Source organism: Sphingomonas kyeonggiensis, from assembly GCF_014204495.1.
Classification (GTDB): Bacteria; Pseudomonadota; Alphaproteobacteria; order Sphingomonadales; family Sphingomonadaceae; genus Sphingomonas; species Sphingomonas kyeonggiensis_A.
The window spans coordinates 211,429-224,686 of the sequence record NZ_JACHLN010000001.1; the positions used below are offsets into that span (position 1 = coordinate 211,429).

A 13,258-nucleotide genomic window follows, 5' to 3' on the forward strand; every position below is an offset into this window, starting at 1 on the left:
AAGGCGCCGGAACCTCTCGAACGACATTGCAACTGGACCCCGGCCTTCGCCGGGGAACAGCTTGAGCACCGCGTTCGCTGCGTCCCGGTCATGAAGCTGGAGACGAAGCGCGGGCTCCGGAAGGCCGCCCCGATCATCGCCATCGGCCACCATTCCGCCGCGTTAACGATCCCCGGCAAGTCCCCGGTAAGTTTCATGAATCTAGCTCCTTATGTCCCACCACCCGCCATTCGGCCGGGTGCAAAAGACAAGAAGGGGGTCGCGCCAGAATGCGCTTCTATCTCGCCACGCGGTTCCTGTTTCCGCGCCACTTCCACCTGCGCATCTTCACCATCTGCTTTGTCGCGGTGCACCTGCCGCTGCTCACCTTCATCGCCAGCCAGGCGGTGATCGGTGAATGGGAATGGCAGATCTTCGTGCCGCTGCTCCTCGCTACGCTCGCGGGCACGCTCGCGGCCATCTATGCGCTCGGCGCCCTGCTCGCACCGATCCGCCAGGCCTCGGCGATGCTGCGCGAAGTGCAGGACGGCAAGCCGGTGGTCGATGTCCCCGCCGGCGGCCGCGATCTGGCGGGCGAGCTGCTCGACAGCGTCGGCCTTGCCGCGATCGCCACCAATACGCGGATCAGCCAGCTGCGCGATGCCGCCGAACGCGACGTGCTCACCGGCCTGCGCAACCGGCGCGGCTTCCTCGATGCGGCCGCCCATCTGCGCGCCGGCACCCGCGCCACGCTGGCACTGGTCGACATCGATTTCTTCAAGCGGATCAACGACATCTTCGGCCATGACGAAGGCGATATGGTGCTGCGCGAGTTCGCCAGCCGCCTGACCGAGACAATGCGCCGCTCGGATCTGGTCGCGCGCTGGGGCGGCGAGGAATTCGCCATCCTGATCCCCGGCATGGGCCCGCGCGACGCCCGCGCGCTGATCGAGCGCCTGCGCACCGCGCTCCATGCCGATCCGATCGGCCCCAATCCGGAAGAACCGGTCACCTTCTCCTGCGGCCTCGCCTTCCTGCGCGGGCCCGAGCAGATCGCGGTGGCGATGCAGCGCGCCGACAAGGCACTCTACGCCGCCAAGCGCGCCGGCCGCGACCGGATCGAGCTCGACGAGGCGCGAATGCTCGACGCCTGAGGCCCGCTCAGGCCGCCTGCTCGGCCGATGCCGTCACCGGCTCGGCCCAGCAGCCGTCGAACGCGCCGAACACCGGCTCCGAACCCTTCTGCCCGGTCTCCAGCCACTTCACCTTGGCGCGGGTATAGTCGACCATCGCGTTCAGCTGCGCCGCCTTCTCCTCCAGCCGGGCAAGCTGCATCCGCATCAGCTCCAGGCTGCGCTCGGGCGTCATCCCGCCGGCATAATATTCGGCCGACAGCGTCGCGATCTCGCGCAGCGAGAAGCCCAGGCTCTGCGCCATCCGCACCATCCGCGCCGCTTCCAGATGCTCCTCGGTGAAGATCTGGTACGGGTTCGACCCGCCCTTCACTCCCGTTTCGGGCGCAAGCAACCCCTTGCGGATGTAGAAGCGCACCGTGTCGGTGCTCATGCCCGCCCGCCTGGCGAATTCGGAGATCAGCACGCGATTCATCCCTTGACCATGGACTATGGTCCACACTTATATGGCCAGGCTCCACCTCGCAACCGGAGCCCAGAATGCAGAAAACCGCCCTCGTCACCGGCGCCTCGGCCGGAATCGGCGAAGCCACCGTCCAGCGGCTGATCCAGGATGGCTACAAGGTCTTCGCTGCTGCCCGCCGCCTCGATCGGATGTCCCCGCTCAAGCGCCTCGGCGCCGAGCTGATCGACCTCGACCTGACCGACGACGCCTCGATCGTCGCGGCGATCGAAACGATCCGCGCCGCCGCCGGCCGGCTCGACCTGCTCGTCAACAATGCCGGCTATGGCAGCTATGGCGCGATCGAGGATGTGCCGATGGAGGAGGCCCGCCGCCAGATGGAGGTCAATGTCTTCGGCCTCGCCCGGCTCTGCCAGCTCGCCACCCCGCTGATGCGCGCGCAGAAATCGGGGACGATCGTCAACGTCACGTCGATCGGCGGCAAGTTCGGCGAGCCGTTCGGCGGCTGGTACCACGCCACCAAGTTCGCGGTGGAGGGCTTCAGCGATTGCCTGCGTCTCGAGCTGCGCCCCTTCGGCATCCGCGTCGTGGTGATCGAGCCCGGCGCGATCCGCACCGAATGGAGCGGCATCGCGCACCAGAGCCTGGTCGAGCGCTCGGGCAAGAGTGCCTATGCGCCTTGGGCGCTCCGTCACGCCGCGATGCTCGGCAATGCCAATGCGATGCGCTTCGCTTCGCCGCCCGAAGTGGTGGCGCGCACGATCGCACGCGCCGCCGCCGCCCGCCGTCCGCGCATCCGCTACGGCACCGGCGGCGGCGCGCCGGTATTCCTGTTCCTCGCGCATTGGCTGCCCGATCGCTGGCTCGACGCGATGATGTGGCGGGCGAGCCAGTCGGGGAAGGTCGACGCCTGAGGCGTTGCAACCGGGACACGGCCGCCGGCCGATTGCACGGCCGTGTCTTTCCCTCTGTCCAAGTTGGAAAACCTCTGTCACTCTCCCCATATCGCATGCGACAGGGAACCGCCCGCATCGTCTTCGCTTTGACACGCAGCGCCGCTACGTGCGCCGTGCAATTGGCGACCTCGCATACGCGTGGGACTACCAAGAGATTCAACATTTTTCAGCGCGAAGGAGCCGCATGAGCCGCAAGCCTGTCCCCGCCCAGTCCGGTGAACGCTCCCGCGCCGAGGTGAATTTCGACAAGCCCCAGCTCCTGCCCCAGCTTTTCGGCGAGTTCGACAGTAACATCCTCGCCCTCGAAGAGCGGCTGGGCGTCTATATCCATGCCCGCGGCCAGCGCGTGCAGATCGAGGGGACGACGGAAGCCGTCGCCCATGCCCGCGAGGTGCTGCAGGAGCTCCATGCCCGGGTCATCCGCGGCGAAGTGATCGACACCGGCCTGATCGACGCGGTGATCGCGATGTCGAGCGAGCCGATGTTCACCGGCATCGTCAAGGCGGACAACGGCAACGCCCCCGCCTCGATCATGATCCGCACCCGAAAGAAGACCATCGTGCCCCGCTCGGTCGCCCAGACGCACTATATGCGCGAGCTGGTGTCGAACGACATGATCTTCGCGCTCGGGCCGGCGGGCACCGGCAAGACCTATCTCGCCGTCGCCCAGGCGGTGGCGCAGCTCATCACCGGCAGCGTCCAGCGGCTGGTGCTGTCGCGCCCCGCGGTCGAGGCCGGGGAGCGGCTCGGCTTCCTTCCCGGCGACATGAAGGAGAAGGTCGATCCCTATCTCCGCCCGATCTACGACGCGCTCTATGACTGCCTGCCCGCCGAACAGGTCGAGCGGCGCATCGCCAGCGGCGAGATCGAGATCGCCCCGATCGCCTTCATGCGCGGTCGCACCCTCGCCGACGCCTTCGTCATCCTCGACGAAGCGCAGAACACCACGCCGGCGCAGATGAAGATGTTCCTCACCCGCTTCGGCCAGAACAGCCGGATGGTGATCTGCGGCGATCCCAACCAGGTCGACCTCCCCGGCGGCCCGCCCGCCTCGGGCCTCAACGATGCGGTCCGCCGCCTCGAGGGAGTCGAGGGCATCGCCTTTTCGCGCTTCACGGCAGCGGATGTCGTCCGTCACCCGATTGTGGGCCGGATCGTCGATGCCTATGAGGGCCCGAATGCTTGATGTCGCTGCGCTCGTAGAAAGCCCCTGGCCCGCTGCCGATTGGGAATCCCTCGCCAACCGCGCGGCGGAGACCGCGATCCGCCAGACGCCGTTCCTCGAATGGCTCGATCACCCCGCGACGATCGAAGTCGCGGTGCGCTTCACCTCGGATGACGAGGTCCATGTCCTCAACCGCCAGTATCGCGACAAGGACAAGCCGACCAACGTGCTGTCCTTCCCGATGATCCAGCCGGATCTGATGGAAGCGGTGACCGAGAATACCGACGACGGCGAAGTGCTGCTGGGCGACATCGTCCTGGCCCACGGCGTCTGCGCCGCCGAAGCGGTGGAGCGCAAGGTCTCGGTCGAAGATCATGCCACGCACCTGATTGTCCACGGCCTGCTGCATTTGCTAGGCTATGACCATATGGACGACGCGGAAGCCGAGGCCATGGAGGAGATGGAGCGCGCCGCGCTCCGCGACCTCGGTTTGCACGACCCTTATCTGATACGCGAGGATTGAACACCGAACATGCCCGAGGGCCAAAGTAGCAGCGCTGGCGGCGACAACCACGAAGGTGGCGGGATATGGCGCGGAATCCGCACCCTCCTGTTCGGTGACGATCAAGAAGAGACGCTGCGCGATCGGCTGGAAGACGCGATCGACGAGCATGAGGAAGATGGCGGCAGGAGCCCGGTAGGCGACCTCGCCCCGATCGAGCGGCAGATGCTGCGCAACCTGCTTCATTTCGGCGAGCGCGATGCCGGCGATGTCGGCGTGCCCCGTGCGGACATCATCGCGGTCGAGGAGAAGACCAGCTTCGCCGACCTGGTGAAGCTGTTCGAGGAAGCCGGCCACAGCCGCCTGCCGGTGTTCCGCGAGGAGCTCGATACCATCATCGGCATGGTCCACATCAAGGACGTGTTCAACATCCTGGCCAGCGGCGCGCCGCACCCGGAGAATCTGTCCGCCCTGATCCGCCAGCCGCTCTATGTGCCGCAGTCGATGGGCGCGCTCGACCTGCTCGCCCAGATGCGCGGCCGGCGGACGCACCTCGCGATCGTGCTCGACGAATATTCGGGCACCGAGGGGCTTATCACGATCGAGGATCTGATCGAGGAGATCGTCGGCGAGATCGAGGACGAGCATGACGAGGCACCGACCGCGCTGCTCGTGCCGATCGAGGGCGGCGGCTGGGAAGCCGATGCCCGCGCCGAGCTGGAGGACGTCGCCGAGACGGTCGACCCGCGGCTGGGCGAAGTGGACGGTGATGTCGACACGCTGGGCGGCCTCGCCTTCATCCTCGCCGGCCATGTGCCGGCGGCCGGGGAATGCCTTGAGCATGACAGTGGCTGGAAGCTCGAGATCGTCGAGGCCGACCCCAAGCGCGTGACGAAGCTGCGCCTGCATCCGCCCGCCGAGAAGGTGCTGGCGGAGGAATAATCGGCCGCCCGCCGCCCAACCGTCACGCCAGGCCGCCATCCCGGCGAAAGCCGGGATCTCGGGCGAAGGCGCGATACGACACGAGATCCCGGCTTCCGACGGGATGACGATCTTGGTGACAACGGCGTGTCGTAAAAATCACCCACTCGATCACTGACGGCGATCTAATCCATTTCTTCGATTGCATCCGGAGTGGCATCCCATGGGCTGCCAATCAGCAAGGAGCTTGGGAGATGGACGCGAAGACAGGTTCGATGGACGGCGGTGGCTGTCCGATGCACGGCGCGGGCGGCGTGCGCGCACTGCTCGGCCGCACCAACAAGGATTGGTGGCCCGAGATGCTCGCCACCGAAATCCTCAACCCCAATGGCTCGTCCAACCCGATGGGCGCCGATTTCGACTATGCCGAAGCCTTCAAGCAGCTCGACTATGCCGCGCTCAAGGCCGATCTCACCGCGCTGATGACCGACAGCCAGCCCTGGTGGCCGGCGGATTACGGGCATTACGGCCCCTTCTTCATCCGCATGGCCTGGCACGCCGCCGGCACCTATCGCACCGCCGATGGCCGTGGCGGCGCCAATAGCGGCCAGCAGCGCTTCGCGCCGCTCGATAGCTGGCCCGACAATGGCAATCTCGACAAGGCCCGTCGCCTGCTGTGGCCGATCAAGCAGAAGTACGGCAAGCACATCAGCTGGGCGGACCTGTTCATCCTCACCGGCAATGTCGCGATCGAGAGCATGGGTGGACCCGTGTTCGGCTTCGGCGGTGGCCGTCCTGACGTCTTCGAGCCCGAGCGCGACATCTACTGGGGCTCGGAAGACAAATGGGTGAACGAAGGCGTGCAGACCCGCATCGCCCCCGAGCATGGATTCCATGAGATCGAAGGCCCGCTCGCCGCGATCCAGATGGGCCTGATCTACGTCAATCCCGAAGGCCCGCAGGGCAATCCGCATGACGATGCCGGCATGGCGCGCGACATGAAGGAGACCTTCGCGCGCATGGCGATGAACGCCGAGGAGACCGTTGCGCTCACCGCCGGCGGCCACACCTTCGGCAAGGCCCATGGCAATGGCGACGCGTCGCTGCTCGGCGCCGCGCCGGCAGGCGGCGATCTGGTTGCGCAGGGCTTTGGCTGGGTCAGCGGCCACGAAAGCGGCGGCATCGGCGAGCATACCGTCACCAGCGGCATCGAGGGCGCCTGGACCAATACCCCCCGCGAATGGACCGAGAATTATTTCCGGCTGCTGTTCGACTATGACTATGAGCTGGTGAAGTCCCCCGCAGGCGCCAACCAGTGGCAGCCGATCAACCAGAAAGAGGAGGACATGGCGCCGGCGGCTTGGGATTCGAACCTCAGGGTCCCGACGATGATGACCACCGCCGACATGGCCTTGAAGCGCGATCCCGAGTTCCGCGCGATCAGCGAGAAGTTCCGCAACGATCACGAAGCGTTCAAGGACGCCTTCGCCCGCGCCTGGTTCAAGCTCACCCACCGCGACATGGGCCCCAAGGTCCGCTACCTCGGGCCGGAAGTCCCCGCCGAAGACCTGATCTGGCAGGATCCGATCCCCACCGGCACCAGGCCCTCGGACGTCGACGTCGCGGCGGTGAAGGCGAAGATCGCGGGCAGCGGCCTGACGGTCAGCCAGCTGGTCAAGGCGGCCTGGGCCTCGGCCAGCACCTTCCGCAAGTCGGACTTCCGCGGCGGCGCCAATGGCGCGCGCGTCGCACTGGCGCCGCAGAAGGACTGGGAGGTCAACGAGCCGGCAACGCTCGCCAAGGTCATCGACACGCTCAATGGCCTGCGCGGCAACTTGTCGCTGGCCGATGCCATCGTGCTCGGCGGCGTGGTCGGCCTCGAAAAGGCGATCGCGGATGCCGGCTTCGGCGTTGCGGTGCCCTTCAGCGGCGGCCGCGGCGATGCGACGGCGGCGCAGACCGACGCCGACAGCTTCGCGGTGATGGAGCCGGAGGCGGACGCGTTCCGCAACTATGTCGGCAAGAAGAAGCTGGCGGTGAAGGTCGAGGAAATGATGCTCGACCGCGCCTCGCTGCTCGGCCTCTCGGTGCCCGAGATGACCGTGCTGATCGGCGGCCTGCGCGTGCTCGGAGCGAATCACGGCGAGCGCGGCCATGGCCATTTCACCAAGCGTCCGGGCCAGCTGACCAACGACTTCTTCGTCAACCTCTACGACATGACCAATGTCTGGGCGGCGGCCGGAGAAGGCGATGACGAATATGTCGCGACCGACCGCGCCGCGGGCCATGAGAAATGGCGCGCGACCCGGGCGGACCTGATCTTCGGCTCGAACTCGGAACTGCGCGCGGTTGGCGAAGTCTATGCCGAGACGGGCAATGAGGAGAAGTTCGTGAAGGACTTCGTCACTGCCTGGACCAAGGTGATGAACGCGGATCGCTTCGACCTGAAGTGAGACGCCCGCAGCGGGCGGGTCGAAAGCCATTGGCTTAGGCCCGCCCGCCCCCTATCCTTCCGCCATGCTCAAGCGGATCCTCATCGTCCTTGCCATCCTCGTGGTGGTGCTCATCGGCCTCGTCGTCTGGGCAATCCAGCCGGACAAGGCCAAGCTCTCCGAAAGCGCCGTCACCGGCGTCGTCCCGCAGCTGAGCGAAGCGCGCTACCAGGACGTCCCGACCGTCCGCATCGCCAAGCCGGTGGGCTGGGCGAACGGCGCCAAGCCGACTGCACCCGAGGGGCTGCAGGTCGCCCCCTTCGCCGACAAGCTCGATCACCCGCGCTGGCTCTATCGGCTGCCCAATGGCGACGTGCTCGTCGCCGAGAGCAATTCGCCCCCGCGCGAGGGCGGTGGCATCACCGGCTGGATCATGGGGATCATGCTGAACCGCGCCGGCGCCGGCGTGCCCTCGGCCAACCGCATCACCCTGCTGCGCGACACCAACGGCGACGGCGTGGCCGACCAGCGCTCGGCGCTGATCGAGGGGCTGAACTCGCCGAGCGGCATGGCGCTGATCGGCGACTGGCTCTATGTCGCCAATACCGACGCACTGGTCCGCTTCCCCTACAAGGCCGGCGACACCAGGATCACCGCCAAGCCCGAGAAGGTCATCGACCTGGCCGGCGGCGGCAATCACTGGGCCCGCAACATCCTCGCCTCGCCGGACGGCAAGCGCATCTATGTCGCCGTCGGCTCCTCCTCGAACATCGGCGAGAACGGGCTCGACAAGGAAGGCGACATCTATGCCGCCGACTCGCCCTTCCAGGTCGCCAGGCAGCTCGATGCCGCCAGGCGCACCCGCGCCGCGATCCTCGAGGTGGTGCCGGAAACCAAGTCCTCGCGCGTCTATGCCTGGGGCCTGCGCAATCCCAACGGCATGGCCTTCGAGCCGCATACCGGCAATCTGTGGACGGTGGTCAACGAGCGCGACATGCTCGGTTCGGACATGCCGCCCGATTACCTCACCCAGGTCGATTTCGGCACCTTCTATGGCTGGCCGTGGAATTACTGGGGCGGCTATGTCGACAAGCGCGTGACGCCCGAGCGGCCGGACCTGCGCGAATATACCAAGCGCCCGGACTTCGCGCTCGGCGCCCATACCGCGCCGCTGGGCCTCGCCTTCGCCGCCAATGCCAAGCTGGGCGGCAAGTTCGCCAATGGTGCGTTCGTCGCGCTGCACGGCTCGTGGAACCGCGAGCCACCCTCGGGCTACAAGCTCGTATTCGTGCCGTTCGGCGACAATGGCTATCCGCTCAAGAACACCAAGCCGGTCGACCTGCTCACCGGCTTCCTCGCCAAGGACGGCAAGACGGTGAACGGTCGCCCGGTGGGCCTGATCACCGATGCCGGCGGCGCGCTGCTGGTGGCGGATGATGTCGGGAACATGATCTGGCGCGTGAGCAGCACGGCGGGCGCGCCGATCGCCAAGTAATTCCCTTTACCGCTTTTGCGGGAGAGGGACGGCGACCCCGGCGAAGGCCGTGGGAGCCAGGGCGGGGGTGAGAGCTGGCCGCGAGCGGTACGTCTGCCGTGCCTACTGCCCCTCACCCTTCCGCCGCTACGCGGCTCCCTCCCTCTCCCGCAAAAGCGGGAGAGGGAAATCAAATCAGGCAGGGATCTGCTGGCTGATGCAGTGGAAGCTGCCGCCGCCGGTGAGGATATGATCGGCGCGCTGGCCGATGATCGCGCGGCCCGGAAACAGCTCGGCGAGCGTGTCGACCGCAGCCACGTCATTCTCCTGGCCGTAGAGCGGCACGACCACCGCGGCATTGCCGATGTAGAAGTTCATGTAGCTCGCCGGGATGATCTCCTCATCCTCGTTGAGCACCCGACCCGGCGAGGGGAAGCGGACGACCTCGACCCCGGCGCGCTCGGCGCGGGCGGCGGCGTCCTGGTAGATGCGCCAGTTGGGGTCGTTCTCGGCGCCCTCGGGGATCAGCAGCCGGTTGGGGCCGATGAAGCGGGCGAGATTGTCGACATGGCCGTCGGTATGGTCGTTGAGCAGGCCATCGCCTAGCCACAGCACCTGGGTATAGCCCAGGTCCTTGCGCAGCATCTCCTCGACCTCGGCCTTGCTGAGCTGCGGGTTGCGATTGCGGTTGAGCAGGCACTGTTCGGTGGTGACCACCAGGCCGGTGCCGTCGCCATCGATCGCACCGCCTTCGAGCACCCAGGCATGGTCCTCGACGTTCATCTGGGCGCGCTCGGCGAGGCGGTGGCCGATATCGTCATCGCCTTCGAGGTCGTACTTGCCGCCCCAGCCGTTGAACTGGAAGTCGTGCGCGGTGCCGTCGCCGCCGATGATCGCGGCGGTGTCGCGCAGCCAGATATCGCCGAACGGCTCGACCACGACCTTGGCAGAATGACCGGCCAAGGTACGGGCAGCCTTGGCGGATTCCTCATTGGCGGCGACCAGGATCACCTGCTCGCCCTTGCCCTCGGCGTGCACGGCCTTGGCGAAGGCGGCGACTTCGAGGCGCGCGGAAGCGAGATCGTCGAGCCAGAGTTCGGGATGGCTGGGGAAGCCGATCCACACGGCGTGATGGTGTGCCCATTCGGGCTTGGGGGGGAGCGGATTCGTCATGCCGCCCCCATAATCCCGTTCACTGTCCGGCGCGAGACTTGTCACGAACCGCGCGGAATTCGGCGGTCTTGTACCAGTTCGGCCAGGCGCTGCCCTCGGCGAGCTGGCGGCCGAGGCCGTAATAGATGTTCAGGTCCGAGACCGAACCGCTCCAATCCCAGGCCGGGTTATATTCGTCCTGGGGCTTGTGATAGCGGTTCTGGGTATAGTCCTTGGCGGCCTTCTCGCCGGCTTCCTTGCCGCCATTGACCAGGTCGTCACCGCTCTCGCCATAGAGCATCGGCACGCCGAGCTTGGCGAAGCTGAAATGGTCGGAGCGGTAATAGCCGCCCGCCTCGGGCCGGGCCTCGGGGACGATCACCCGGCCCTCGGCCGCGACGAAGGGCTTCACCAGATCCTCAAGCTCGGACTTGCCGGCGCCGGCGATCACGAAATCCTTCGTCTTTCCAATGACATTCAGGGAATCCATGTTCACCCCGCCCACCGTCTTGGCGAGCGGATAGACCGGGTTCTCGGCGTAGAACTTGCTGCCGAGCAGGCCCGATTCCTCGGCCGTCACCGCCAGGAAGACCAGGCTGCGCTTGGCGGGGCCGGCCTTGGCATGCGCCTCCGCCAGCGCGACGAGGCCGCCGATGCCCGAGGCATTGTCGACCGCGCCGTTGCAGATGTCGTCGCCATTCACCGCGTCGCAGCGGCCGAGATGGTCCCAATGGGCCGAGTAGAGCACGACCTCGTCGGGCTTCGCGGTGCCCGGGAGCACGCCGACGACGTTCTTCGACGCCTGGCGCTTGATCGTGTTTTCCCAGCCGACAGAAGCCTTTACGCCGAGCGGAACCGCCTTGAAGCCCTTCTGCGCCGCAGCGGCGGAAAGGGCATCGAAGTCCTTGCCGGCGGCAGCGAACAGGGCCTTGGCCTTGTCGAGCTGCATCCAGCCGATCGCCTGGCTCTGGTCCATATGGTCGCCCGGCGTGTCCTGCTCGAGCTGGGGGCCGGTCCAGGAGGACTGGACCACGCCCCAGGGATAGGCGGCCGGATAGGTGTCGTGGACGATGATCGCGGCGGCCGCGCCCTGCCGGGCGGCCTCCTCGAACTTGTAGGTCCAGCGGCCGTAGTAGGTCATTGCCTTGCCGTCGAACAACCCCTTGGTTTCGGGGGTTTTATAGTCGGGGTCGTTGACCAGGATGACGACCGTCTTCCCTTTCACGTCCAGACCGGCATAGTCGTTCCAGCCGCGCTCGGGGGCGTTGATGCCATAGCCGACGAAGACGACGTCGCTGTCCTTGATCGCGACCTTGGGGACCACGCGGTAAGTGGCGATGACCATGTCCTTGCGATAGTCGAGCGACACCGCCTGCTTGCCGCCGGTGAAGACCAAAGGCGCCACGTCCTTCGCGGTGATCTCGACCAGCGGCACGTCCTGGGTCCACTGCCCCTTGTTGCCCGGCTTGAGCCCAGCCTTTTCAAAGCGTTGGACGATATAGGCGATCGTCTTGTCCTCGGCCGGGGTGGTCGGCGCGCGGCCTTCATAGGCGTCGGAGGACAGGACCTGCGTCACCTCCTTCATCGTCTCGACCGGGATGGTCTGGGCATTGGCCGCGGTGCCGGAGAGCAACAGGGCGACGGTGAGCAGATGGCGCATGGATACCCCCAAACAGAACTTCGTACGCCGATGTTGGCAAGGGTTGCGCGGGTTCGCAATGCGAGGCAGCCTGATAGCGATAACATAGGAGGGGATGCGATGCGGTTGTGGACGCTCTGTGCGCCGATATTGGCACTCGCCCTGCCCGCGACCGCGCAGCAGCAGGATTACACCGCCGCCAATGCCGACCGGCAGGCGATGCTCGATCGGCTGGGGATCGAAAAAATCCGTGCGGGCGCAGATGGTTTCAACCCCAACGCACCCAATGCGGTGAACTATGACGAGGCGAAAGCGGGCACGCCTGAACTTCCGGATATGATGCGTCTGAACGACGGCCGCCGAGTGAACAACAGCAAGGATTGGGACCGCCGGCGCCGCGAGATCGTCGAGCTGTTCGACCGCGAGATCTATGGCCGGGTGCCGCTAACCGCCCCGAAAATAACATGGAATCTGGTACGCGAGGAAAAGGCCAGCGAAGCCGGGATTCCGGTGACCAGGCGCTGGCTGGAAGGCGTGGCGGACAATCGGGACGCCCCGCAAGCATCGGCGCATATAAGTGTACGCTACACGCTGCCCGACCGCCCCGAACGCGTGCCGGTGATGCTGAGCTTCGGCTTCCCCGAAGGCTTCAAATTCCCCGGGCCGCCGCGCCCCGCCGACCCCGGCCCGCCCTATACCGAGCAGCTGCTCAAGCAGGGCTGGGGCTATGCCGTGGTGGTGGCGAATTCGATCCAGGCCGACAATGGCGGCGCGCTCAAGACCGGGGTGATCGGCATCTCGCTCAAAGGGCGCCCGCGCGGGCCCGAGGACTGGGGCGTGCTGCGCGCCTGGGCCTGGGGCGCGAGCCGGGCGCGCGAGGCGCTTGCTTCGGACGCGAAAGTGGACAGGCGGCGGATCGGGATCGAAGGGCTGTCGCGCTATGGCAAGGCGGCGCTGGTCGCCATGGCCTATGATCCCCAATTCGCGATCGGCTTTGTCGGCTCCTCGGGCGCGGGCGGCGCGGCGCTCTATCGGCGCAATTTCGGCGAGCGGATGGGCAATCTGGCGGCCGGGGGCGAGTATCACTGGTTCGCCGGCAATTTCCTGAAATACGCGGGCCCGAAAACCGAGTTCGATTTGCCGGTGGACGCGCACATGCTGATCGCGCTTTCGGCGCCGCGACCGCTGTTCATCGGCGCGGGGACGGTGGATACCGGAGACGGCTGGGTCGATCCCAAGGGCAGCTTCCTGGCGGCGGTGGCGGCATCACCGGCCTGGACGGTGCGCGGGGCCAAAGGGCTGAACGCAAGCGTGTTCCCGCCGGAGTTGACGCCAGTGACCGAGGGCGACCTGGCGTTTCGCCAGCATCGCGGCGGGCATAACAATCGGGATAACTGGCCGAGCTTCATTGACTTCGCGGTGCGGGAATTGGGGCGGTAGGC

11 protein-coding genes are annotated in these 13,258 nt (G+C 66.6%); 8 read left to right on the top strand and 3 right to left on the bottom strand.

Translation table 11 applies throughout. The annotated features are described in order from the left end of the window. Positions 1-269: 269 nt before the first annotated feature. Positions 270-1,133: a GGDEF domain-containing protein gene (locus tag HNP52_RS01015; RefSeq protein ID WP_184161233.1), complete on the top strand. Its 864-nt coding sequence runs from the start codon at positions 270-272 to the stop codon at positions 1,131-1,133. A gap of 7 nt (positions 1,134-1,140) precedes the next feature. On the opposite strand, the gene HNP52_RS01020 is transcribed toward HNP52_RS01015, so the two are convergent. Then, on the bottom strand, positions 1,141-1,578 hold the full coding sequence (locus tag HNP52_RS01020; protein ID WP_184161235.1) for a MerR family transcriptional regulator: 438 nt from the start codon (positions 1,576-1,578) through the stop codon (positions 1,141-1,143). 74 nt (positions 1,579-1,652) lie between these two features. On the opposite strand from HNP52_RS01020, the gene HNP52_RS01025 reads away from it, so the two are divergent. From HNP52_RS01025 to HNP52_RS01050, 6 genes are all read left to right on the top strand, one after another. After that, positions 1,653-2,489: an oxidoreductase gene (locus HNP52_RS01025; RefSeq protein ID WP_184161237.1), complete on the top strand. Its 837-nt coding sequence runs from the start codon at positions 1,653-1,655 to the stop codon at positions 2,487-2,489. A 226-nt stretch (positions 2,490-2,715) separates the two neighbouring features. Beyond that, positions 2,716-3,717: a PhoH family protein gene (locus HNP52_RS01030; RefSeq protein ID WP_184161239.1), complete on the top strand. Its 1,002-nt coding sequence runs from the start codon at positions 2,716-2,718 to the stop codon at positions 3,715-3,717. Continuing rightward, positions 3,710-4,219 (top strand): rRNA maturation RNase YbeY, encoded by a 510-nt coding sequence (gene ybeY / locus HNP52_RS01035; protein WP_184161241.1) that lies wholly within the window; start codon positions 3,710-3,712, stop codon positions 4,217-4,219. Before HNP52_RS01030 ends, ybeY begins: the two co-directional genes overlap by 8 nt. A gap of 9 nt (positions 4,220-4,228) precedes the next feature. Continuing rightward, a complete protein-coding gene (locus HNP52_RS01040) occupies positions 4,229-5,140 on the top strand; it encodes a hemolysin family protein (RefSeq protein ID WP_184161244.1) in 912 nt (303 codons plus the stop codon). A 233-nt stretch (positions 5,141-5,373) separates the two neighbouring features. Further along, on the top strand, positions 5,374-7,572 hold the full coding sequence (katG, locus tag HNP52_RS01045; RefSeq protein ID WP_184161247.1) for a catalase/peroxidase HPI: 2,199 nt from the start codon (positions 5,374-5,376) through the stop codon (positions 7,570-7,572). A gap of 64 nt (positions 7,573-7,636) precedes the next feature. Then, a complete protein-coding gene (locus tag HNP52_RS01050; RefSeq protein ID WP_184161250.1) occupies positions 7,637-9,046 on the top strand; it encodes a sorbosone dehydrogenase family protein in 1,410 nt (469 codons plus the stop codon). A 174-nt stretch (positions 9,047-9,220) separates the two neighbouring features. Here HNP52_RS01050 and HNP52_RS01055 read toward each other — a convergent pair whose 3' ends face one another. Together HNP52_RS01055 and HNP52_RS01060 are read right to left on the bottom strand one after the other, a co-directional pair. Continuing rightward, entirely contained in the window at positions 9,221-10,198 is a 978-nt protein-coding gene (locus HNP52_RS01055; protein WP_184161253.1) for an agmatine deiminase family protein, read from the bottom strand. Positions 10,199-10,217: 19 nt separating this feature from the next. Continuing rightward, positions 10,218-11,837: a M28 family metallopeptidase gene (locus HNP52_RS01060; RefSeq protein WP_184161256.1), complete on the bottom strand. Its 1,620-nt coding sequence runs from the start codon at positions 11,835-11,837 to the stop codon at positions 10,218-10,220. 99 nt (positions 11,838-11,936) lie between these two features. Between HNP52_RS01060 and HNP52_RS01065 the strand changes: the two genes are divergently transcribed. Continuing rightward, complete coding sequence (locus HNP52_RS01065) at positions 11,937-13,256, top strand: hypothetical protein (RefSeq protein ID WP_221416069.1); 1,320 nt, start codon at positions 11,937-11,939, stop codon at positions 13,254-13,256. Positions 13,257-13,258 lie beyond the last annotated feature (2 nt).